At 57.3% G+C, this 22,400-nt stretch carries 19 protein-coding genes and 1 pseudogene; 10 read left to right on the plus strand and 10 right to left on the minus strand.

The genetic code is table 11. The features are described from left to right. Nucleotides 1-89: 89 nt before the first annotated feature. The 7 genes from RD1_RS11390 (at nucleotide 90) to RD1_RS11420 (ending at nucleotide 6,860) form a co-directional block, all read left to right on the plus strand. Entirely contained in the window at nucleotides 90-608 is a 519-nt protein-coding gene (locus tag RD1_RS11390) for a hypothetical protein (protein ID WP_011568660.1), read from the plus strand. Further along, nucleotides 605-1,027 carry a phage holin family protein gene (locus tag RD1_RS11395; protein WP_011568661.1) on the plus strand — a complete coding sequence of 141 codons (423 nt, stop codon included), beginning with the start codon at nucleotides 605-607 and terminating at the stop codon, nucleotides 1,025-1,027. The genes RD1_RS11390 and RD1_RS11395 overlap by 4 nt, the downstream gene beginning before the upstream one ends. Further along, nucleotides 1,020-1,781, plus strand: a complete 762-nt coding sequence (locus RD1_RS11400; protein ID WP_011568662.1) for a DUF3618 domain-containing protein — start codon at nucleotides 1,020-1,022, stop codon at nucleotides 1,779-1,781. The genes RD1_RS11395 and RD1_RS11400 overlap by 8 nt, the downstream gene beginning before the upstream one ends. Nucleotides 1,782-1,836: 55 nt before the next feature. Then, nucleotides 1,837-2,133 (plus strand): hypothetical protein, encoded by a 297-nt coding sequence (locus RD1_RS11405; RefSeq protein ID WP_011568663.1) that lies wholly within the window; start codon nucleotides 1,837-1,839, stop codon nucleotides 2,131-2,133. Between the two features lie 440 nt (nucleotides 2,134-2,573). Next, entirely contained in the window at nucleotides 2,574-4,517 is a 1,944-nt protein-coding gene (locus tag RD1_RS20435; protein WP_050759078.1) for an RCC1 domain-containing protein, read from the plus strand. Nucleotides 4,518-4,537: 20 nt separating this feature from the next. After that, nucleotides 4,538-5,476 carry an Ig-like domain-containing protein gene (locus tag RD1_RS20440; protein ID WP_050759079.1) on the plus strand — a complete coding sequence of 313 codons (939 nt, stop codon included), beginning with the start codon at nucleotides 4,538-4,540 and terminating at the stop codon, nucleotides 5,474-5,476. A 115-nt stretch (nucleotides 5,477-5,591) separates the two neighbouring features. After that, nucleotides 5,592-6,860, plus strand: a complete 1,269-nt coding sequence (locus tag RD1_RS11420) for a DUF6538 domain-containing protein (RefSeq protein ID WP_011568664.1) — start codon at nucleotides 5,592-5,594, stop codon at nucleotides 6,858-6,860. Here RD1_RS11420 and RD1_RS20970 read toward each other — a convergent pair. From RD1_RS20970 to drt3a, 7 genes and pseudogenes are all read right to left on the minus strand, one after another. After that, nucleotides 6,779-7,087 carry a hypothetical protein gene (locus RD1_RS20970; RefSeq protein WP_143090275.1) on the minus strand — a complete coding sequence of 103 codons (309 nt, stop codon included), beginning with the start codon at nucleotides 7,085-7,087 and terminating at the stop codon, nucleotides 6,779-6,781. The genes RD1_RS11420 and RD1_RS20970 overlap by 82 nt on opposite strands. Before the next feature lie 806 nt (nucleotides 7,088-7,893). Then, nucleotides 7,894-8,730: a DUF3883 domain-containing protein gene (locus tag RD1_RS11425; RefSeq protein WP_044033438.1), complete on the minus strand. Its 837-nt coding sequence runs from the start codon at nucleotides 8,728-8,730 to the stop codon at nucleotides 7,894-7,896. Between the two features lie 90 nt (nucleotides 8,731-8,820). After that, complete coding sequence (locus RD1_RS11430; protein ID WP_011568666.1) at nucleotides 8,821-11,571, minus strand: UvrD-helicase domain-containing protein; 2,751 nt, start codon at nucleotides 11,569-11,571, stop codon at nucleotides 8,821-8,823. 48 nt (nucleotides 11,572-11,619) lie between these two features. Continuing rightward, nucleotides 11,620-12,585, minus strand: coding sequence for an IS3 family transposase (locus RD1_RS11435; RefSeq protein ID WP_245897203.1), 966 nt, complete (start codon nucleotides 12,583-12,585; stop codon nucleotides 11,620-11,622). Beyond that, a pseudogene (locus RD1_RS21290) lies at nucleotides 12,552-12,722 on the minus strand (transposase); the annotation flags it as partial. The gene RD1_RS11435 and the pseudogene RD1_RS21290, both read right to left, overlap by 34 nt. Nucleotides 12,723-13,436: 714 nt before the next feature. Next, nucleotides 13,437-15,374, minus strand: a complete 1,938-nt coding sequence (drt3b, locus tag RD1_RS11445; RefSeq protein ID WP_011568667.1) for an antiviral reverse transcriptase Drt3b — start codon at nucleotides 15,372-15,374, stop codon at nucleotides 13,437-13,439. Continuing rightward, entirely contained in the window at nucleotides 15,367-16,647 is a 1,281-nt protein-coding gene (gene drt3a / locus RD1_RS11450) for an antiviral reverse transcriptase Drt3a (protein ID WP_011568668.1), read from the minus strand. Before drt3a ends, drt3b begins: the two co-directional genes overlap by 8 nt. A gap of 544 nt (nucleotides 16,648-17,191) precedes the next feature. Between drt3a and RD1_RS21375 the strand changes: the two genes are divergently transcribed. Continuing rightward, nucleotides 17,192-19,228: a calcium-binding protein gene (locus RD1_RS21375; RefSeq protein WP_011568669.1), complete on the plus strand. Its 2,037-nt coding sequence runs from the start codon at nucleotides 17,192-17,194 to the stop codon at nucleotides 19,226-19,228. Nucleotides 19,229-19,276: 48 nt separating this feature from the next. After that, the gene (locus RD1_RS21450) at nucleotides 19,277-19,426 is read left to right on the plus strand and encodes a hypothetical protein (protein ID WP_354582560.1); all 150 of its coding nucleotides are present in this window, start codon (nucleotides 19,277-19,279) and stop codon (nucleotides 19,424-19,426) included. A 396-nt stretch (nucleotides 19,427-19,822) separates the two neighbouring features. Here RD1_RS21450 and RD1_RS20445 read toward each other — a convergent pair whose 3' ends face one another. Both RD1_RS20445 and RD1_RS11470 read right to left on the minus strand, forming a co-directional pair. Further along, nucleotides 19,823-20,287 (minus strand): DUF1203 domain-containing protein, encoded by a 465-nt coding sequence (locus tag RD1_RS20445; protein WP_011568670.1) that lies wholly within the window; start codon nucleotides 20,285-20,287, stop codon nucleotides 19,823-19,825. Nucleotides 20,288-20,390: 103 nt separating this feature from the next. Beyond that, nucleotides 20,391-20,945 (minus strand): TetR/AcrR family transcriptional regulator, encoded by a 555-nt coding sequence (locus tag RD1_RS11470; protein ID WP_050759080.1) that lies wholly within the window; start codon nucleotides 20,943-20,945, stop codon nucleotides 20,391-20,393. Between the two features lie 276 nt (nucleotides 20,946-21,221). On the opposite strand from RD1_RS11470, the gene RD1_RS11475 reads away from it, so the two are divergent. After that, nucleotides 21,222-21,959: a hypothetical protein gene (locus RD1_RS11475; protein ID WP_044033104.1), complete on the plus strand. Its 738-nt coding sequence runs from the start codon at nucleotides 21,222-21,224 to the stop codon at nucleotides 21,957-21,959. Nucleotides 21,960-22,020: 61 nt separating this feature from the next. On the opposite strand, the gene RD1_RS11480 is transcribed toward RD1_RS11475, so the two are convergent. Further along, nucleotides 22,021-22,233: a hypothetical protein gene (locus tag RD1_RS11480; protein ID WP_044033105.1), complete on the minus strand. Its 213-nt coding sequence runs from the start codon at nucleotides 22,231-22,233 to the stop codon at nucleotides 22,021-22,023. Nucleotides 22,234-22,400 lie beyond the last annotated feature (167 nt).

Genomic DNA, 22,400 nt, shown 5'->3' on the forward strand with positions numbered 1-22,400 from the left:
CCAATGACCGATATCAGGAAAAAACAGCCTGATGCGGAACAAATTCTGTCCTGTGTTGTTGTGCAGGTAGAGTTTTAACGGAGGATCAAATGACAGACCATCCAGCAAAAAACGACGAAGCGACCCTGTCCGACAGGATTGAGGGGGCCGCCGACCGGGTCGGTGAACTCGCCCGCGATCAAGCCGAAGCTCTGACTGAAAAAGCGACGCAGAAGGCAGAGACGACCGTGTCAAACGTATCCGACGCGGCAGCTGCGGCGTTGGACGAGCTTGAGAGCGGGAGCGTGCAGGCTGAGGCTGCCGATCAGATTGCCAGTCATCTTCAGGATGCCGCCGCCATGCTGCGTGAAGCGGATTTCAGCACGGCCGCATCCAAGGCTACGGCCTTTGCGCGCGAAAACCCGGTGTTGTTTCTTGGGGGTGCTGTCCTGCTGGGGTTTGCAGCGGCGCGCTTTTTGAAAGCCAGCGATCCGACATCGCATGAGACAAACACAGATGACAGCGATCCATGGACGGGCCACGTGTCCGGCATGCCGTCCCCGGCCGCCGCAGCGCAAGCCACGAGTGCGCAGCACGACGACAGCGGCAATGGGAGGGTTCATAGATGAGCCACAGCAGCCATCCTCTGCCATCATCGCAACCCGACGCGACGGATGCGCCCGCCTTGTTGAGCGATGCAGTGGCCCGAAGCGCGCGCCTTATCCAGAGCGAAATCGAACTCGCAAAGCGAGAGGTTGCAGCCAAGGCATGGCACGCCGGTGCAGGTATCGTCATGATCATCGCGGCCATCCTTCTGGTTTTTTCAGCGCTGGATGTTCTGACGGCAGCTGCCGTCGCCGCGCTGGCCGAAGCGGGCGTGCCGGTATCAATCGCGTCTTTACTGGTCGCGGCGGTCGCCGTGGCACTTGCGGCAGGTCTGTTTTTCGCGGGGAAATCGCGACTTGCATCGAAAAACCTGAAGCTGAAGAAAACTGCGCGGAACCTGCGCAAAGATGCCAACACGATCAAGGAGAATGCCCATGTCTGACGACGTCCAGGATCTCGAACGAAACATCCAGGTAGAGCGGACCATGCTGGACCGCACCCTGTCCCAATTGTCGGATGCATTGTCGCCCGAACGGATATCGAGCACCGTGGCGCGGGAGGTCCAAGCCCGTGGTGGTGCGCTCGGTCACACGGTGGTGGATGCCGCCCGTGCCAATCCAGCAGGCGCCATGTTGGTGGGTGCGGGCCTCGTCGCTCTGCTTGCCGGTCCAAAACGCCCCGCGCCGGAGCCTGCGTATGACACACGACACAAACCGGTCTCTCGCGGTATGTCGCGCTCTGATCCATTGACGGAAGAGTTTGATCGGCGTGTAGATGCGGCCACCTCGGCCCAAGATGATGCGCCGCGTGCGCCAAGGATGCGCGCGGCACTGAACAAAGGTTTGGCCCATCTGCCAGCCCCAGCCCGGCAGCGTGTCATAAGAGTTCGCGAAGCTGCGATCGACGCACAGGAACGGCTGGATCGTCAGGCGGCGATCGCCAAGCGAAAGGCGCAGAGTTTTCATCACCGTCAGCCTTTCTCGACCGCGGCGCTGGCCGTCGGTGCAGGCGCATTGCTCGCCGCGTTTTTGCCACGGACCCGCACGGAGGATGCGTTGCTGGGCTCAAAGCGTGACGCTTTGATGCAGCAAGCCGAACTGACCCTGCGCGACGAAATCGCCGCGGCAACAGCCACCGGTGAAGCGGCGCTGCGCAGCGGCATTGAGGCCGGGTACGAGCAAATCCGGCCGCACTAGGCGCCGCGATGCCTTCCGGCACGCACCATGACACATATTTTCAAGGAGACCACTGATGACAACCATACACTCAGCCGACCCCGAAATGCTTAGCAACGCATCTGTAGACACAAAAGACAAGCGGCGCGGACCAGACGCGAAAGAGGCGACTGAAGCCGCGCGTGATTACGCCATGCAAACCTCCACTGCGGCGATGGAAACGGCCGAAGCAGTTGCTTCCGACGTGCGCGCCGAAGTAACGAAAGTCACCGCCGCCGCGCGCGATTTTGCGGTCAAACAGCCAGTGGCAACGGCAGCAGGGGCGTTGGCGCTTGGCGTGCTTCTGGGTATGGCGGTCAACCGGCGTCGCTAAGGGAACTTGCATTCGCTGCAACTCAACGCCAGCGTGTCCCTGTTTTTACGATGACCCCGCGCTGTGCTGGAATCCTGCGCACATCCTCATAAGAAAGCGGATATTGGCACGGCCGGCGCAAAGACAAGAGAACAACATCGTGTCGAAAACGGTACGGCTCGCATGGGTCGTACCGGGACATGAGGTTCTCCTAAAAATCAATGATCGCAATGACTTGCTTTGCGAAGATTCACGCAACAGAGCCGCGTGAACTGGTAAAACCCGCAGTGCGGGTAAAAATTCCGATTGTTTTTGTCGGACTGACAACTGAAGCGCCTTGTTTCAACTATCCTCCCGATCAGCCAGCTCAGCGATGTTGCGGCCAGCCGAAAACCACATGATTGGGGGGCGGGCCAATACGGCGTTGTGCCCCCCTCATGTTGACTATCGGGGGAATTGCGATGACGCGTGTGCTGAACGGGCCAGTTGATGGCGTATTACTTGGGGATCAGGGGTCCAGATCGATTGCGGGAAGCGACAAGGTTTACCTGCTCGCGGACACCAATGGCGATGGGGATGCCGCCGACGCCGGCGAGCGGATCGTCTTTTTCGACGGCGATAACGCAAGCGGGATCGACATGCCGACGGGCAATATTCTGAACCTGACCCAAGCGTCGGACGGTGTGGTCTACATCGGGGATGGGGATACTGACGCGGTCTATCGTCTCTTTGATCTGAATGGTGACGGGGATGCCAATGACGCGGGCGAGGCAAGCGTGTGGTTTTCGCAAGCTGGCAACGATGCCGCCTTCACACTGCCGACCCCGAACGGTATCGCCGAGGGGCCAGATGGTGCGATCTATGTCGTGAATGCAGGTGTGTCGTCGCGCCCACAGGACGGGATTTACCGCACGGTGGACCTGAATGGCGACGGGGACGCGGAAGATGCGGGCGAAGCGTCGCTTTGGCTGGACCTCAGCGCAGTCGTGCCGACGTCATCGCCCTTTGATCTGTCATTCATCGGTGCGCGCGGCTATCTGATTGATCCCTCCGGCAGCGCCGAGGACTCAATCTACACCTTCGAGGATACCGACGGATCGGGCGTCATCGAAGCCGATGAGTTCTCGACCTTCGCCGAGAAGACATCAACCGGCGCGCCCATTGATTTCACCGCCGCAGCCGATGGGCAAAGCGTTGTGGTGCTTGAGTGGCTGGACAGCGACGATGATGGCCACGATCTGGTGCGCTTCAGCGATCTGGACGGGTCCGGTGCCATCGACCAGCCCAATGAGACCGTCACGATCTGGAATTCCAGCCAACTGCCGGCTGTGTTCGAAACATTCGCCGCCTTTTCGGTCGCAGCGGATGGCGCGGGCTGGATCGCCCTGACGTCCAATGATTTCGATGCCTTCGGGGACAATGTCTATATTCTGACCGACGTGAATGGCGACGGCGATTACTTTGACGTCGGTGAAACCAACGTCCTTGCGTCGCGCGCGTTTGACGAAGACACGCTGGAGCGGCCGCGCTCGGTCTCTTTCTACGAAGGCACAGTGGCCACAGCGCATACAAGCGTCGGTGCGGGCAACCATTTCTCGGTCTTTCTGGACACTGAAACCGGCACCATGACGGCGACGGGCGAAAACGTCCTGGGCCAGCTTGGTCAGGGCGTTGCGGGCTATGATATCCCGGCACCGGTCGCGGTCACGCTGCCGGAAGGGTTTGATGGCGCCATCACATCCGTTTCTGCGGGTCTGATCCATGCAGCATTCCTGACCGCTGACGGCGATGTATATACATGGGGCTTTGGCAATTCCGGTCGCCTGGGTCTTGGCGATGAGGACGCCCGCCTTGTGCCCGAAAAAATTACCGGCGTTCTGGATGACAAACCGGTGTCGGTCATCGAGATGGGCAATGGTGCCTCTTACGCCATCACCGGCGATGGCACGCTTTATGCCTGGGGGCAGAACACCTCCGGTCAATTGGGTCAGGGCGATGAAGACGAACGTCTCGTGCCCACCGAAGTCGATCTGCCGGGCCGGGTGCTTGCGGTCGCTGCGGGCACGTCGCATGCGCTGGCCTTGACGGAGGACGGTGCGGTCTATGGCTTCGGCTCCAACATCGACGGGCAGGCCGCACCCTCGGAGCAGATCGACGGCACCCCGGTGCGCGAGGTGCTGTCCCCGGTGCTGATCGAAGGGCTGCCCTCTGACCTCATTGCCGTTGCGGCGGCCACGCAAACATCCTACGCGGTTTCCGCATCCGGGCGGCTTTATGGCTGGGGGGAGAATTCCTTCGGTCAGCTTCTGATCGGCACGGACAATGGCGACAACACTTTCATGCCGACGGAAGACAAGATCCTGACCCCGGTTGAGATCGACACCCCGGTACCGTCATTGACGTAAAGGGCGGTGCCCGCTGGGCCGTGGCGCTTACGGAGGATGGAGATGTCTATGCCTGGGGTCCGAATGACCGGGGCCCAACGGGTGGTCTGGACGGCGATCCCGCGACCGAAACCGATGGAACCTTTTATCCGACCAAGATTGCCGAACTGGACGATGTTGAGATCGTGGAGATTGCGACGGGGCCAAACCACATCATCGCGGTTGCCGCCGATGGAACAGTCTACACTTGGGGTTCAGGATCGGACGGGCGTCTCGGCTATGAGGTCAGCGGAACCACCACGACCCCGGCGGTCATTGATTTTGACGCCGACGCACGCCCGTTTCTATTGTCATCCGACCCGGCGGATAATGGCCGCGATGTGGATCCGGGAACATCTGTGCGGCTTACCTTCACTGAGAGTATAGAACGCGGCACGGGGGAGATCCGCTTTGTGAACCGTGACGATCCATCGGACGTTCTGGTCGTTGACGTGGCCGATCCGCTGTTCGTTCAGATTGATGGCGATGTGGCCACCGTTACGACCGCCGACTTCTTCCGTCCGGATGCGCGCTACGCGGTCGAACTCGATGAAGGCGTATTCGAAGATACCACAGGACAGCCGCTTCCAGCCATCGCAACCGGCGACACCTCCACCTTCAATTTCGCCACTGCCGATACCCCGCTGCCCGGTGACACGGTTTTGCGCGGCACCGAAGACGGCGACCTGCTGCGCGGTGCGGGCGGCGACGATACCCTTGGGGGCCGTGGCGGCGACGATTTCCTTGCGGGCAATGGCGGTGATGACAGGCTGTTTGGTGGCGACGGCAATGATCGTTTGTCCGGTGGTCTAGGTGACGACCTGATCATCGCAGGCAAAGGTGATGACGGTCTGGCCGGCGGCGACGGAAACGACCGGTTGCTGGGTCAGGATGGTGCGGACTTCGTCTCCGCCATTTCCCCAAGAATCAACATCTCGTAACCGCATGATAGTAGGGCAGAATTCGGCGTTTTCGCGCTGAAGGCGGTGTTTGGTCCGCTTGATTTGCTGCGCATTTTGCTACACAATTTGCTGCACAAACGGAGATTTCTCCGCCATGAGCATTGCCAAACGAGGCCGTCTTTACCACCTCCGCCGCCGCGTCCCGCGCCGGTATCGGGGCATCGAGCCGCGCGAAACTGTCTGGATCAGCCTGCACACCGACTCGGAGACTATCGCTCGGAGTAAGGCAGACCGCGCGTGGAGCCAGATGATCGAGGCTTGGGAGGCGCGGCTGGCCGGGAACAGTGAAGATGCAGAGGTCCGCTACGAAGCCGCCCGCGACCTCGCCCAGGCGCGCGGCTTTCGGTATCTGGATGCGGGGGCGGTGGCCAAGTTGCCGGTTGAGGAAGTCGTCGAGCGCGTCGAGGCGATCCCAGCCCCGGCGAAGCAACCCGATGCCATCGAGGCCGCGGCCCTTCTCGGCACCGCCCCGGAACCCCGGATGTCGGTCACCAAGGCACTGGAGCTCTACTGGGGCCTCGCCAAGGAAAAGACCCTCGGCAAGAGCGAGGACCAGCTGCGCCGTTGGGAAGCACCGCGCAAGAAGGCGGTGAAGAACTTCGTCGCGGTTGTTGGCAACAAGGAGATCGCCAACATCACCCGCGACGACATGCTGGACTTTCGCCAGCACTGGCTCGACCGGATTGAGGCGGGCGAGGTCACGGCGAATTCGGCCAACAAGGATCTGATCCACCTGGGCGACGTGTTGAAGACCGTGAACATGATGAAGCGGCTTGGACTGGTGCTGCCGCTGGGCGAGTTGTCCTTCAAGGAGGGCGAGAAGCATACGCGCCCGCCTTTCAGTGAGGATTGGATCAGGATGCGGCTGCTCGCGCCCAGTGCACTTGACGGGTTGAATGGCCAGGCCCGCGCTTTGCTGCTGGGAATGATCAACACCGGCTACCGGCCGTCCGAAGGCGCTGCGCTGACGGCGGAGACGATCCGGCTCGACTGCGATGTCCCGCACATCTCCATCGAGCCCGAGGGACGGCAGCTCAAGTCGCATTACGCGCGCCGCATCATTCCGCTGACCGGAGTATCGCTCGAGTCCTTCAAGCAGTACCCTCAAGGCTTCCCGCGCTACCGCAACCGAGCGACGCTCAGCGCGGTCGTCAACAAGTTCCTCCGAGCCAACGGCCTGCTCGAGACGCCGCGCCACTCGATGTATTCCCTGCGCCATTCCTTCGAGGACCGCATGCTTGCCGCCAGGATCGACGACCGCATCCGCCGCGACCTTTTCGGTCATCGGCTTGACCGGGAACGGTATGGCAAGGGCGCATCGCTGGAACACGTCGCCGAACTCGTCGCCCGCATCGCCTTCTGAGCCAGCAGCTCCCGCGCCCGGCGTTGCGCCTCCGACAGCCGTTTCTCCTTCTTCACGGCCGCGGCCAGTTCCGCCTCAAGCCGCTCGAAGACCGGCGCGAAGGCTGGGTCTTCCGCGACCAGCAAAGCGACCTTCACCAACGCCGCCTCGATCCGCGCGGCATCGACCGGCAAGGCCGGTTCGGTGCGCGTTGCTGATGGGCGTGACGGTGCCATGTCGAGCAGCATGCGGCGGCGCGTGCGTCTTGTGCACTCCAAGCGAACGCGTCGCGCAAAGCGGCCTGTCACAGCGTACAAATCGGATGGGCAGGCTCCCGAACGCGGCTCAAATCGAAGCACCGAAGTGGGCATCTTGGCGGCCGCGCCCGGCCCCCGACTCATGCATCTGGGAGCGTCGCCCGAGTCTGCATGTTTAGGGCTTTGAACGTGCGCAAAGAGCTGGTTTCGGAGGGCTGCGGAAGACAACAGGAAGAAGGGCAGGAAGAAGGGCAAGATAAAAGCGCCTGCCACGAATGCCGCAAGTCACTGACGTGACTAGCGTTTTCGCGTGCATGCAAATCGATCGTGTGCAGGTTTCCTGCAATTTCGCAGTGTTTTCAGACCTCTGGTATGCACACTGCGAAAACCCGCTCTTGGCAGCTACTCTTTAGACGAGGCGACGAGTCCGAGCATCAAGAGATAGTATCTTGCGCCCAACAATGGGAGCGCAAGATAAAAGAGGTGCGGCAACACGTGCCTAGGTGTCTGATGTTGATGAAGAAATCGCACGGCAACCCTCCAAACCTTGCCGCTTAAAGGCACCCAAATATCTGATTTTGCGTTGAATTTGACGCCGCAAAAAGCGCCCATCGGGAATGTGCCGCTGAATTATTCCTGCAAAGTCAGTGCGTTAACCGTATTGTCGCCGCATCACGTAAATGGGTGCGGCTGAATAAAGTCAGTCACAACAATCAGTTGCCTGCCGGATGCGGCAACCCTTTTATCTCGCGCTCCACTGATGCGCCGTCTTGGGGGCTGTGTCTCGCCAAAACTACTCAGTGAATGCTTGCCTGAAAACTGGTTGCGGTCAGCGACACATACGCATCAAGCGGCGGGCGCAACTCGAAGGCCTTGGGCGTTCGTGCGAAGTTCCAGAGGCGAAACAAGCACCATTCCTCGCGCCGTTCATCTGCCACTGCAAGCTCATTGCGGGAGATATGAAACGGCGTGCGTTCCCACCCGTTTGTGGTCTTCACCTCGATGAGACGCTGCCGTCCGTCTGCATCGAAACTGGCAATATCATAGCCCGCGCCATCCCCTTCTTCTTCGGAAACCCAGCGGATTTGTTGCGCCAAGTCCTCCCGCCCTGCTGCAGTCAAAGTGTTACGCTCGTGTTTCAAGACGCGCTCTTCTCCAGCCTTGCCAAGGGCGCGGTTGCGTCCATCCCGCGCGGCCACGTCGAACTTCTTGGCGATGTGGAGCATCTGCTCAAGCTCGTCCGGCGACGGTTGGTTGGTCAACGTCGGCGCAGGCCCGACCCAGAGTTGCGCCGCCTCGGCCATGCCATCAACGGGCCGGGAAGAAAGGGTGCGGTGCGTCCAACCGGGGTTAATAACCAGCCATCGTGCGACGGCGTCGACGAGGCTGGTCTGGAAGTTGAAGGCCGGTTTGTACCCGGTGATCCAAACCTCGCCGAGGCCCTTGAGAACGGCACTGATGTTCTGATGTTTGAACTCGACCGATCCGTCCGAGCGGTCGTTGAGTCGCGGTAGAAGCTGCCGTCGATGCTCGGCCTTGTTGTAGGGATGGCCTGCCACATCTTCGGCCAGCATCGCGAAGTAATCCGCGACGATCAGGTCATTCTCGACATCTGTCCACGCTTGGCTCGACATCATGCCAGGCTAGGGGAAGGTCAGACTTATGTCACTTAGTTGCGCAACTTTGGGTGCTTGCGCCCGACGTGATGGGTCTTGATAGTGTATTTAGCGCGATGCAGTCTTTGCGATCTTCGCTTTCCCATTGCAGTCCGGGAAACGGACACACCCGAGGAAGGGTCCGAACCTGCCACGGCGTTCAATGAGCCATCCAGCGTCGCAGCTGGGGCAGGCTTGCTGCGACGTATCGCATTCCGAACATTCCATCAGACTGCGTTTTGGGTCCCGGACCGGCAGCCCTACGCCGCATTCTGGACATGCCGGCATACGGTTTCCGCACAATTTCACATGCTCGCAGCGATACCATCCCGGTCCATCCTGCCCGGGCATGTAGAGAAGACGCCCCCCGCATTGCAGGCAGGTGTGTGTGCGTTCCGTCGCCTCGACCGGGCTGTCGACGCCGTAATCCGGATCGTTCATCAGTTCGGTAACGAAGATCGAAGGCCGCGCTTCCGACGCAAGGATTGTCACCGAACGTCGGGCGCGCGTCATAGCAACGTACATCACGCGACGCTCTTCTGCGTTCTCGAACGGCTCCGCTTCCGGTGAGACGAGGCTTAGCAACGGATCGTCAACGATCATGGACGGGAACCCCATTCGAGCCTTGTCGGCCCCGAGAATGACCACATGGTCTGCCTCCAGGCCCTTGGAAGCATGGATCGTCTTGAAACTCAGCGAAAGTGCCGGGTGTTGCCGCCGCAGGCGCCTGAGGTCAGGTTCATTGAACCTGTATCGGCCAAGTAGGAGCACGGACGGCTTTTGGACGCCATCTGCGCTCGCCTCTGTCAGAGAAGCGAGGGTTTCGTGGAGGACGTTTTCGGCGTTGTCGCGCCGGGTCCATGCAACCTGAATCGCAGGCTGGTCCGTTTCTCCTGCTGCGCGCACTGTCTTTGTGATCTGGGCCGGGTTGCGCAAGACGAAGCGTCGTGATGCGAGCGCGATCTTGTCAACTGATCGGAAAGTGCGACCAAGATCAACGGTTCGGTGGATGCCGGTTATGCCGGCAAACTGCCCCCCAAACTCGGCCCCGAAGTTTCGCATGATATGGATATCGGAGCCGACAAAGCGGTAGATCGATTGCCAATCATCCCCAACCGCAAAGACCTTCGCATCCGCGTGCTGCTCCTTGAGTGCTTTGATAAGACGCGCTCTTCCGGTCGAGATGTCCTGAAACTCGTCAACGAGAATGTGGCGAAACGGGCTGTTGTAACGTCCTCTTTCGACATGCGCAGTCGCCCGGATCACCATGTCCTCGAAATCGATACGGTCGCCTAGGCGGTTCTGATACTCTCGAAAGACCGCTCCGAAGATCTTGAGGAAAGCATCGGCTCTCTTTCCCATTTTCAGGGTGGATGCTTTGTCGGAGCAGTCATCGATCTGATACCCGCCGTTCTTGAAATGGCGAAGAAAGGTGCCGATCAGCGACGAGAACCCGTCCACGACACCGACCTGTGTGACCTGATCATAAATCTCGATATCCGGGATCGGCCTCAAGGTGACGTGTGGCGCGAGCTTTTCGGCTAACGCGTCGAGCAACCGACCCTCCTCGCGCTCCCAGCTATAGGTTTCGATCAGGACCGTCTCATGTTCCGTATGGACCTTTCGCTTCCAGTCCATGCTGGCCAGGTATTCGTCTCGATCGACAAACGGCGCGGTTGTCAGCTGCTCCGTGCCATCTGAGGTTCGTCTCTTCCGGACCCCGAAGTGTTCGATGTAGACGCCACTTTCGGTCAAACGGAAATCCGGGGTGTAGACACGTCGCCCAGTCCCGGTCAGCTTGTGTTCGTAGGTAGGCTCGTATTCGAAGGCAATGCCGTTCCGATACAACCAGTTCGCGATGATTAGTTCTTCGAAACTGTTGACGGTTTCCCCTTGCAGCGTCCGTAAATTGCGGCTTTCGACCTCGGAATACCATTCATGGGCAGACTTGAAGTCCCAAGGTGATGGGAAGTCGTCGAAGAAGCCCGCAAACCAGCCGATCACGGTTTCTGCCACGTCGCTGACGCGGCTGACGATGTATCGCAGGATGTCCCGGATAAGCGATAGGAACGCCTTGTCGTCCGTTGCCGTCGGCGCAAGCGCGGGCTTTTCCCCTTCGACATCGCCTATGATCTCGTAGGCCAGCGCATGGAACGTGCGCGCGGCGATGGGCACGCCACAACGAGCTTCGATCCTCTCAGACATCTCAGTCGCTGCATCTCGTGCAAAGGCCAGGAGAAGCAGTTCTTCCGGAGACCTGATCCCGGCCTTAACGAGATAGGCCGCTTTCGCGGTGATGACGCTGGTCTTGCCCGATCCGGCCCCGGCTAGAACCAGCGTCGCATCCTCATCGACAACTACGGACAGACGTTGTTCGGGCGTCAACGGCATGGACTCGACGGTGTCGAGAAATTCCGTCCAACGGTCGAGCTGTGCATCGACAAAGCGCTCGATCGCGGCTTCGCGGGCTTTGGCAGGGTCAGCAGAGAAGGAAAGGATCGGGGCGATCCGACGCATCGTCTTGTCGCCAACAGCCTCGGCGTTGAGCTTGGACAAGACACGGTCAGTCAGGTTCAATGCCTCTCGTGCCAATGGGTCGATATGGAATGCTGACGGGTATCGCTCAGGCGCTTGGAGCTTCTCTAGGAATTGAAGGAGCCGCTGGATTCTCTCCTCTTCCTTGGCAAGTTCCCTAAGGTTGAATTTGGACCACGCCTGCCCAAAAGCTTGGGCGAAAGCATTCGCCGCTGCTTTGTTGACGGCTGGGAGAACAACCTGTTTGTCGCCATGGAGATTGAGGGCGAAAGACGAAGAAAACACTCCTACCTGGGTAATCCCCCCATTTTCAGAGGGGCGCGTCAGTAGAATCTATGCTGCTTTCAGTTTCTGTATCGGTGTCACTCCGCCGATCCCCATGTTTGGTCTTTCGTTGTTATATGTCCAGAGCCAACGGGTGGCATGGTCTTGCACCTCTTCGATGCTGTTGAAGTGATACCGCCCAAGCCATTCCGTGCGGACAGTTCTGTTGTATCTCTCGACATAGGCGTTCTGTTGGGGCTTGCCGGGCTGGATGTAGATCAGCCCGATCCCCGCCTTCTCTGCCCAGTTCTGGAGCCTGGCGCTGACGTATTCTGGGCCATTGTCCACACGAATGGCCAACGGCTTGCCACGCCATGCAATGATCTGGTTTAGCGTCCGAACCACGCGTTCTGACGGCAGTGAGAAGTCGACCTCAATGGCCAAGCCTTCTCGATTGAAGTCATCCAGCACGTTCAGCGTCCGGAACGATCTGCCATCCGCCAACTGGTCGGCCATGAAGTCCATCGACCACACTTCGTTCGGGGCCTCCGGCACGGCCAGTGGCTCAGGCTTCTCCCGTTGCAGCCGTTTTCGGGGCTTGATCCGCATGTTCAGCTCCAACTCGCGATAGATGCGATAAACGCGCTTGTGGTTCCATTTGAACCCTTTCACGTTCCGCAGATGCAGCAAGCACAGGCCGAAACCCCATGTCTTCTTGGCATTCGTCAACGCGACCAGCCAATCAGCGATCAACTCGTTCTCATCGCTGAGCTTTGGCTGATATCGAAAGCAGGTCTCGCTGATTGAGAACGCCCGGCACGCCAGAGCGATGCTGGCGGAACGGTAGCGCACCGCCCATTCGGCCATCTCGCGTCTTTGAGACGGCCTCACCACTTTTTTCCAAGGGCTTCCTTCAGCAGATCGTTCTGCATGCTCTTCTCGGCATACATCTTTTTCAGCCGCTTGTTCTCTTCGTCGAGCTCCTTCATCCGCGCCATCAGACTGGCATCCATGCCGCCATATTTTGAACGCCACTTATAAAAGCTCGCGCTGCTCATCCCATGTTCGCGACACAGATCAGACACCGGCACGCCGTTCTCCGCCTGCTTCAAGATCGCCATGATCTGCGCGTCGCTGTACTTCGATTTCTTCATCAGAATCTCCTCTTCCATCTTCGAGAAAATTCTACTTCCGCAGACCCCTAAATTTCGGGGGGATTACCCCTGGATCGCTGGTTTGGCAACGATCTCTTCGAGTTCGATTCTAGGTCGCGTGCCGCCAGTAGCGGCAATGCCACTGTCTTGCAGTTCCAGCGCACGCGGAAGTCGGCGACGCGCGTCGGCAAGGAAAGCAAGAAATGGCTGGGATTTAAGCTTCATAGACGATGGTTTAGAGCCTTTCCCCACGGATTGGCAGCCCGCGATCGAAGTAAAGACTGTTGTCTTTCATGAGGAGCCAGATGTTATCGAAAACGCGACCTACATCTTCCGGCGTCGCATGGACGGGCAACAGCCCGGAAGCCCTGATCGTTCGCCAAGCTCCGAGTGAAGCATGCAACAAGCCGACCTCGGCTGAAGCAAACACAGATTTGAAGTCCAGCCGGAGACAGTTGCGACATCGGTCAATTGGGCATCTCTCAAAGGTGGGCAGCGAGGACAGGCACCTGAGCTCAGATGAAGCAAGCAAGCTTCTTACGAGTGCGAAACGCTCTTGGCTGCCAACAAGGCTTGCCAGCTCCTCCAAGTCTTGGAGTGACGACAAGGAACGCGCTAATGTGTGTGTGACCGCCTACTTACACCAAGCGAAGTCAGCGTTAGTAGACGTCAACCTCGGCTACCGAAGCAGCGTTAGCGATCTAGCACAAGAACCTTGCCGCCAGAAAGCAGTTAGCCTGAAAAATAGACGGGAGGCAACCTACGCTGAACTAGTTCAAAACCCGGCCCATTTGCATCCCAGTTGATGTGGCGGAAGCATAACGCCAACTCATCAAACGCCGCTTTACTCAATCCCTGTCCGCCAAGCTTGTCTTGGAATGTCTGCCAACGCACGTCTCTGTCTATCGCAGGGCAAGACAATGCATCACAAAAAATAAGGTATTCCTCGCAACTCACCTCAATTTCGAAGTCGTTGGACAATATCCTATTGATCAGACCATCAACGAAGGCATTTTTTTCGTCCTCTTTGATATTTTCCACCGAGTTCAGTGCGTGGAGCGCACACAAAACCGAAAAATAGCATTTATGCTTTCCGGTGAGAACATTGTGCAGAAACTTCGCAGAGCTTTCTTGCATTGCAAAAAGAGCCGGCTCAACAACCAAACCCAAAACAAAGGTATTTGCCACTTCTAAGCCCACGGCCTCTGCCTCTTCGACGTAGTGAGTCGCCATCAACTCACTCAACTCGTACACCAAGTATCCGGTGATAGTTTCACGGTACGGCTGGGCCAGCTTCTTCGACAGCCTCACGACCTCCTTCAAAATTAAGGACAGCCGAATGATTGGTGGAACTCGAAAATCTATTGCTGACAGGTAAAACAAGACACGAACAACAGTTTTCACCCTTGCGATCAAATCTTCTGATTGCGCTTCGCTCAGGTCAAGTTCCGTCATTTTGTTTAAACTTCTTACAATACGGGAAAGTGTTGTAAAAACCTCAGACATAGCACTAGGCAAAAGCGCCCTTTCGGTTCCACCAATGTGTCTTAGCGCGTCTAGCGAAACCCGAGCTTTGCGCAGAGTTTCACGAGCTTCAGCTGAACTTTCTTCATTGTTACTCAAATCCACCGTAAGCTCGTCATACAGCTTGGCGCAAATGCCGCTGACTTCAAACTTCAACCGGGAAATTCCAGTCACAAAAGGGCGTTCAACCTCTTCGCTCTTCCCCGTATTCAAGAACAGCTTATACGTCTCAAGAATTTCGGCTAAGACACCCTCTACCTTATCTAGAACGTCTTCATCATTTGCGAATAGGTGGAAATCGTCTACGTACCTTCGAATATCATAGTCTCGACCACACTCTAATTTCAATCGTTTGGAAACTGCTCGCTCAAGCTCGACGTCAACCCTCTGAAGAATAATTTCCGCAAAAATACGAGAAACCTCAGGGCCAACGAGAATACCAGCAGTCTCATTATAATTTGAGTGCTGCATTAAGGTGTCAAACTGTTGTTCGAAAGAATAGTTTTTTGCGTTCTTCTTGGAAAAATCCTTATCTTTGAGAGACCAACTTATTGAATGGGTATAAATATTGAAAAAGCACTTGGAAACATCCAGCATTCTCAATCTAGAATACTTTCCCTCTAGCCTGATTATCTCGTTTGAAGAGAAGAATTTATCAAGCAACAAATACTTCCGGTAGGCAAAGTAAGATGAGGTGTAGGATGTTTTTATTGCATGCCCTACATTCTCTCCGGGAAGAGCAAGCTTCCACCTTTTCCGCACATCCTTCGCGCTATCCTTAGAGTATATACGCAAAGCTTCGTATGGATGGCGGATCGAAAAAGTACTCCGACCGCAAGCCTGAATGATAGTTTGCTCAAACTCAGAATAGAAAGTAGCAATCCTAAGCTGAACTGCTGGATGGATAAGACCTAGCGTGTTCTTTGATCGCCGAGAGCGGTTTATGCTGTAAAGATAAGGCTTAGTGTAGTTATTGTGCGGCCGTCTTAACCTATTCAGATAGTTTTGCTGAACTCCCGTCATCTGATCCAATCTCAGCTCAGAGAGGAACAGATTTTCGTTTGTAAATCCGAGAGGTAGTTCAAATGGAAGAGTTTCAGTAAGAACTGCTCGAACTTCACGCATACGGTCGTCAATATTACTCATTATTCCAAGCCCTGAAAATCTCTGCGACACGCGCCCGCGAGTGCCGACGTATGATGCGCGCTCTGTAGCCCTGCGCGAATGACAGCTTTCTCAGCTCAGCTAGAAGTGGGGGAGGAAGGGCCAAAATGTCCGCTGAAAATTCGCTACTTGGGCTAAAGAGAAGCGTCTTTAGATAACCATCGAGGCCTACGAGTTCAAATGCCGGGTGGGCCCGTTTCTCGCGCCCTCGCTTTGATGGCGGGTAGTAGCCACATCTATTGTAGTTGTAGAATATTCCTGTCCGCACTTTTTCGCGCGGCTTTCCGCGCGAGTGCTTCGTACGGTATATCGATTGATTTGAAGTTATATATCTGAGCCGATCCAAAAGCAGCGACGCATTCTTGTGCTTCTTGAATGACTTAAGCGCGAGATAAGCTCTTGTCTGCCTCTTTTTAAGTTTTCTTTCAGTAATTGATACAGAAAATTCTCGGCTCTCAAAGCTTTTCACACTATTATTTGCCGTGAATTCGTAGCCCAGGAAGTCAAAGTTTGCTTTGGTATTAGCTCCCGCCCCACTTGGTTTGTCGGACCTAAAGTGAGTTACTGTTGTCTTCTCGTTAATCTCCAGACCCAAAGTATCTAAAAGATCATTAATTTCAGCTAGTATGTCATATTGAGGAAGGTGGAAGATGACCATATCATCGGCAAATCGGAAATACCGATGGACACCAGGCAGTTTTTTCAAGGCTTTGTCAAAGTCGCTCAGGGCTAGCTCGGCAAGTACTGTACTGATAGCCAAACCACGTGGTGCCACATTAGAAGGGACCGCGCCACCACCAGCGTCGTAAATCCATTCAATCACAGCACGAAGGCTAGCATCCGTACGAGTATCTGCGATTACTTTCTTAACTATTGGCTCTGCATCAATGTTTTCATAAAAGGATCGGATGTCACATCGAGTAACTGCGTAAGGGCTTCCTTCGCAAACTGCTTCAAGAATTCCAGAAATAATAACTTCTCTATTCGGCAGCTGGATGTTGTACTGCTTCGCCAAGCGACGGTAGGTCGCCCGCATTATCAAATCTGTTTCGATGTCAGCGGCGAACCGATGGACCACTCCAGAAGCGTCAGTTCGTGACGACAAACTTAGTGCAACCGGTCTCTGCTCAGCTCGCGACGCCGCTGAGTCGGCGATCGCTTCTAGTTGTGTGTCAAGATTCACCTTCCAGCGTCCGCCATCGCCGACACGAAAACAACCCTTGAGTGCGTCTTTTGAGTAGGGAGACGATGTCACGGTTTACCTTTTGCCTGTCATTTGACGTTTGGTTTGTTTGTTCGAACCGTCGCCCACGATCATTTAGCTACGACCGACAGCAATTCGGCCATAGCCATTGCTTTACCGGCCCTTCTGTCCATCACACACTATCATCTCAGTGGTTGGCAATAGATTTCAATGATTTGCGCTTTGCAAGCACCCGGTCAGCCATGTGCCTTGGTTTTTTATCCCACGCAATCTGTCCCCTTCGAATTTCCGCTACGCTCGGTCATGTCGATTGATCAGTTCGTATGGCCAACGCAGCGTGCTTGGCTGTGAGTGTCGCGTTGCGGCATCGTGATCCATGGCACGACAGTTCTGCGATCCTGGACAAAGTCGCGAATCCTCGCAGATTTTCGAACGATCAATACTCAGCGAAAGGCTGCCATGTTCGAAGGCTAGCAGAAGCGAAAAGCGCTTAACTTTGCTGCACATTTTGCTGCACAATCCGCAGCACGCCGCGATCCCGCATTCAACAAAATCAATCACTTAACCAATTGATAAGCAATAACTTTCGGACTTCATGTCCGCCGGTGCAGGCGATGACCGGGCCTTTGGCGGGACAGGCGATGACACGATCTTTGGCGAAGACGGCACGGACGTTCTGGGCGGCGGTGCCGGCAACGACATGCTCGACGGTGGTGCTGGCAACGACATCATCAACGGGGGCGCGGGCAATGACGTTGTCAGCGGCGGCACGGGCGACGACAGTGTCACTGCAGGCACCGGCAATGACGACGTGGACGGTGGCGACGGGACGGATAACCTGCGTGGCAATGATGGCCGTGACGAGATCAACGGCGGCGCGGGTGCGGACCGCATCGCGGGTGGCGCTGACAATGACAGGCTGACCGGCGGCTCCGGAAACGACCTCATCTTTGGTGGTGACGGCGATGATGTGATCACCGGCGGTGGTGATGATGACCGCCTCGTGGGCGGACACGGCGCAGACATGTTCCATTTCGGCACTGCGGACGGGCGGGATGTGATTACCGACTTTGAAGCCGGTGTCGACAGCATCCGTCTGGCGGATGCGTCGCACTACAGTCTCAGCTACAATACGTTCACGGGCGACACGACGCTGGCCTATGGCGCAACCACGGTTGTCCTGCGCGACACGGTGCTGACGCGGGCGGATATCTCGGTGCAGCCGCTCTCGGTTGTTGCGCTGACGGGCCTCGATGCGGGCGACAACGCGGGTATCTCGGTCTCCACCGCCGGGGATATCAACGGCGACGGCACATCAGAGGTTGTCATCGGCGCCTTCAGCGCAGACCGCGATGCGCTGCTCTCACCCGGTGAGGCCTATGTGCTCGACGGCGCCATGTTAGGGGCGTTGGAGCCAACCAACGGTTTTGCAGCGCTCGACCTTGGTGACCTTTCGGGTGGCGCTGGGGTGCTCCTGCAAGGCGCGCTCAACGCTGAATTCGCGGGGTGGAGCGTGGCCGACGCAGGCGACGTCGATGGAGATGGCCGTGCGGATGTCATTGTGGGCGCGTTTGGTGCCAATATCTTTGCAGGTCGCGCTTTTGTGGTCTTCGGCGACGCGATCGAAGATGCACGCGCGAGTGAAACCGCCATCGACCTCGGAGCGCTGACACCGGATCAGGGCGTGACGCTCACCGGTTCTGCGATCCTTGATTATGCCGGGCATCAGGTCGCAGCCCTCGGCGATCTGGACGGGGATGGTTTGGATGATATCATTATCGGTGCAGGCCAAGCTGACGGGCGCAGGGGCGAAACCCATGTCGTATTTGGGTCGGCCATTGTCGCAGGGACGGGCGAAGACGGCGACGGTGAAATCGCGCTTGGCGATCTGTCCGGCGGCGATGGTGTCACCATCACCGGCGCAAAGGCGCAGGACCTGCTGGGCTTTGCGGTGTCCGGTGCGGGCGATGTGGACGCGGACGGCTTGCTTGACGTGATCGCAGGGGGATGGACCGGCTCGCCGGACGGCTCTGGCGCACAAAACGGGGTTGGTGCCGTGATCTTTGGCTCGGCAATCCTCGCCGCGCGCGGTTCCGGTGGCGAAATCGATGCAGGCACAATGACCAACAGAGAGGGCCTCGTGATCTACGGCCCGGAGGCAGGGGATGCGCTTGGCCGGGGCCTTGCGGATGCGGGCGATATTGATGGTGACGGCTTTGGCGATGTGCTCTTTGGGGCGTATCTGTCTGATGCGGATGGCATTCCCTTCGGCGGGGAGGCGTATCTGCTGTCAGGTGCCGCACTGACGGCTGAAACACTGCCGGGCCTTGATGTGTCGGTTGATGTCTCTGATCTGTCCGGCGGGCGTGGGGTGCGCTTTGTCGGTGCGGATGAACGGGACCTGACCGGGTTCTCGGTTTCAACGGCAGGTGATGTCGATGGCGGCGGTGCGCCGGATGTGCTTGTCGGTGCCTATGGGTTGGGCGAAAGTGGCGGTGCCTATCTCGTCTTTGGCGAGGCCTTGGCGGCGGATTTCACCGCTGAGGGCGATGGCTTCTTCCACTTTGCCGATATGACGCCCGACGAAGGCGTCAAAATCCTTGGCCTCGGCGAGGACAACACCGCAGGATAGAGCGTCGCAGATGTCGGGGATCTCGATGGCGACGGGCGCGATGATATACTGCTCTCTTCATGGCGCGGCGATCTGGGCGGTGCCGATGCTGGCGAGGCTTACCTCGTCACAGGCGCTGCCGTGGCAGAGGCCGTGCGTTTCGACGGGATCATCGACATCGCGGATTTCCTGCCTGCTGACGAGTTCCTGTTCACTTGAACGTTCAAAGCGGTGCCGCTCACAGGCGGCACCGCTTTTCAACAAGGCAACCGTCAAAGGGAATTCTGTCGCAAGGTTTGTGTGCGTTTCCCTCTGTACTCTCCTTTGAAGCAAGTCATGTCTACATCCGATCAGCCGCGCGTTCGGAAATTTCCTGACGCAGATCCCTTGTGAGCGGCAAGATGACCCGCGACGTTTTGGCGACCCGCGACTGATTTTTGCGCTTGTGGTCAACGTGGTTTCGGTTGCCTTGGATGCAAGCAATCATTTGCACCATGGGCAGTCAATAACCATCCTGCTGCGCGCCTTACGTGGCTTTTCATGACACAAAGGCCTATTGCGTAAGGAATGATGAGGGCGATTTCGCGTTTGCCAAACGCCCGGCACCGTCAAGGCTCAGGTTCGGCGGACCGCGCATAACATGCATCCGGCCAGTGCCGTATGGACATTGATGAATGCAATCTCATTGTTTTGCAGAATACGCTCGACTTCGTCGCCGACACCCTTCCCGTCGGACAAGGTGTTCATCGCATAATCCATAAGCCCTTTTGCGCGAAATGCGCGCAGGGCCACGAACCTGTTTCCGACAATTTCAGGAACGCTTTGTCCACCGGTGTAACCTGTGCATTCGCCTTTGCACAAGAACACCGCCGTCGGTTGGGCATAGACACTGTCGGGCAGGGGGAGGCGATAGGAAAAGAGCAGCGCCCCATCCTTTTTACCCGCTTCCTTGAGGCAGTGGCGACAGGGATACGTACCACCATCGTGAACATGCAGAATCCTGTTTCCGAGCTTGTCCAGCCGGTTTTTGCGGTGCCAATGCGCCACTGTCGATGGCATTGCTTCAAACTGGTAGCGCATCGAAGTCCTCCGTTTTCCAGCAGAGGTTAGAGGTCAAGGGCGCCGCGTCCGACCCGGTTCTTGCGGTTTCCGGAAGTGTCGCATCGCGTGGTGAGATTTGACCCTAAGGGGTCTTGTTGCTCAGCCGGTCAACGGCGACTTTGCCGGCTTCAACAATCTGCGTCGCTTCTGCATCCGACTGAGCCAGCCGGGCAAGGGTTATCGTTCCCACCAAGAGCGCCAAGGTCGCAACGCCATCACCTGCGGTCTTGTCCTCTGAAGCGTTAAGCATCGTAGAAATCCGCTTGATCGCTTGGCAGGCTTGGGAGCGCAAACCATCGCCAAGCTTGGTTACTTCTGATCCGTTGGCGGCGAAGGGGCAGCCTTGGCCGGCGTTCTTCACATGACTGAGTGAGAGGTATCTCGCGATGTAATCTGCGCGCTTTTGGCTCTCTGTCTTGCCTTTGGTTCTGGTCAGGAGTTCCTCGGCAGACCTTTCAAACGCAGCAGCTACAAGATCCTCCTTTGAGGAGAAGTGGCGATAGAACCCGCCCTGCGTAAGCCCCGCGGCTTGCATCACGTCCGATACGCTCGTGGCGCTAATACCATCCCTGCGGAACAGTCTCGCAGCCGCGTCTAATATGCGTTCATGGCTCTTTTGTTTGTCGGCTTGGGACATTCTCGGCATGTGTCTGTCTCCCGGGGATTGACATTATAGAGTTTGCATAACATCTATAATTTAAGAGTACAACTATACGCTAAACTCGGGTGCAGGTTATGCCAAAGGATCAAAGAACCACTTTTCGTGACTTTGCGCGGGTCTCCGGACCCGCTGCTGCGGTGAGGGCAGACGAAGTGCCAGATCGGTGTGACGGCGCCCCACGCGCCATCGACAGCCGTTCCGCCTCCTAATTCAGACCTTCGAATTCATCCCCCACAATCTGAGAGAAATGACATGACAGACTTTCTTGTTTTCTATGTGCGCACCTTTGCTGTCGCACTGCCGCTTATTGCGATCGCGATCCTGATGATCGGGGCAGGCCGGGCCAACCTCACGGCAGGGCAAACAGGGGTTGCGATCACGGTGGCGGCGTTCCTGTTCGGGCTGTGGTTTGCCATCGTGGTGCCGCCCTCGGAATCCAACGTGCTGAACGTACCGCCGACCCTTCAGGACCCTCCGATTGTCCTGGCTTTCCTGTTTGGCGGCGCGGTGATTGTCTGGGGGCTCGCGTGGCTCACACCGCTGGGGCGACGCATCTCCATGGCCACGCCCCTTGCCGCCATCGCCGCCTTTCAAATTCCCCGCGTCATGGGCGCTGTTTTCTTGATCGGGTGGCTCGGCGGCAGCATTCCAGCGGAATTCGCACTGCCGGCGGGGTTGGGTGACATCTGGGCCGGGATCGCCGGATGGCAAGCCAGTACAGCCTTGGCCAGCGGGGCGGCGAACGCAAAGAAACTGCTGATGCGGGCGAACGTCATAGGGATATTGGACTTCGTCTTTGCCGTAGCCCTTGGGATCATGACATCCGAAGGCTTTGCACATCTGCTGTCCCAAGATGCGCCCAACATCGTCAACGATCACCCACTGGCGCTGTTCCCTGCATTCTTTGTCCCGATCTTCCTTGGGTTCCACCTTATTTCCATCAGCAAACTCCGTGCTGAGCGCCGGTGCGAAAGGACAACTGGCGCATGACAGGCCGGCTGATCTGGCGCAGATGTACGAAGGGCCCAGAACCGCAGGTGCATGCAGGGTTTCAAATTCCTTGAACCACACGTTCGGGCATTTCCAACAAGCGAAAGTTGATGGCCACGACATCGACCATCCTACATTTGGCGGCAAACGCTGAATTCGTGTCGATGCCTTGCTTGGGGCGAGCATCATGTCTGCGGAAGCGGGCTTGCGCTTGGTTCCGCCTGCGCTTGGGTTGCTGAATCAATTCCTGATCAATGGTGCGATGGTGGTGCATGTCATGGGCCTTGGGCAGCTAATGCGGTTGCCTTCGCGTACGTTCGGGTGGACCTGTCTTTCCCGACCGTCATGCTCTTCGCCACAAAACCCTGGCGGGCTGACTGTGTGGCGGATTATCCAGTAATACCAGACCACTTGCAAAGGTGGTAAACAGCGCGGGAAAAA

The sequence above is a fragment of the Roseobacter denitrificans OCh 114 genome (assembly GCF_000014045.1).
In the GTDB taxonomy this organism is placed as follows: Bacteria; Pseudomonadota; Alphaproteobacteria; order Rhodobacterales; family Rhodobacteraceae; genus Roseobacter; species Roseobacter denitrificans.

What these genes read in the sequence shown, in the direction of transcription:
- RD1_RS11390 (WP_011568660.1), top strand. Translation starts at nt 90, where the DNA reads ATGACAGACCATCCAGCAAAAAACGACGAAGCGACCCTGTCCGACAGG.
- RD1_RS11395 (WP_011568661.1), top strand. Translation starts at nt 605, where the DNA reads ATGAGCCACAGCAGCCATCCTCTGCCATCATCGCAACCCGACGCGACG.
- RD1_RS11400 (WP_011568662.1), top strand. Translation starts at nt 1,020, where the DNA reads ATGTCTGACGACGTCCAGGATCTCGAACGAAACATCCAGGTAGAGCGG.
- RD1_RS11405 (WP_011568663.1), top strand. Translation starts at nt 1,837, where the DNA reads ATGACAACCATACACTCAGCCGACCCCGAAATGCTTAGCAACGCATCT.
- RD1_RS20435 (WP_050759078.1), top strand. Translation starts at nt 2,574, where the DNA reads ATGACGCGTGTGCTGAACGGGCCAGTTGATGGCGTATTACTTGGGGAT.
- RD1_RS11420 (WP_011568664.1), top strand. Translation starts at nt 5,592, where the DNA reads ATGAGCATTGCCAAACGAGGCCGTCTTTACCACCTCCGCCGCCGCGTC.
- RD1_RS20970 (WP_143090275.1), bottom strand. Translation starts at nt 7,087, where the DNA reads ATGCTGCTCGACATGGCACCGTCACGCCCATCAGCAACGCGCACCGAA.
- RD1_RS11425 (WP_044033438.1), bottom strand. Translation starts at nt 8,730, where the DNA reads ATGTCGAGCCAAGCGTGGACAGATGTCGAGAATGACCTGATCGTCGCG.
- drt3b (WP_011568667.1), bottom strand. Translation starts at nt 15,374, where the DNA reads ATGAGTAATATTGACGACCGTATGCGTGAAGTTCGAGCAGTTCTTACT.
- RD1_RS21375 (WP_011568669.1), top strand. Translation starts at nt 17,192, where the DNA reads ATGTCCGCCGGTGCAGGCGATGACCGGGCCTTTGGCGGGACAGGCGAT.
- RD1_RS20445 (WP_011568670.1), bottom strand. Translation starts at nt 20,287, where the DNA reads ATGCGCTACCAGTTTGAAGCAATGCCATCGACAGTGGCGCATTGGCAC.
- RD1_RS11470 (WP_050759080.1), bottom strand. Translation starts at nt 20,945, where the DNA reads ATGTCCCAAGCCGACAAACAAAAGAGCCATGAACGCATATTAGACGCG.
- RD1_RS11475 (WP_044033104.1), top strand. Translation starts at nt 21,222, where the DNA reads ATGACAGACTTTCTTGTTTTCTATGTGCGCACCTTTGCTGTCGCACTG.
- RD1_RS11480 (WP_044033105.1), bottom strand. Translation starts at nt 22,233, where the DNA reads ATGCACCACCATCGCACCATTGATCAGGAATTGATTCAGCAACCCAAG.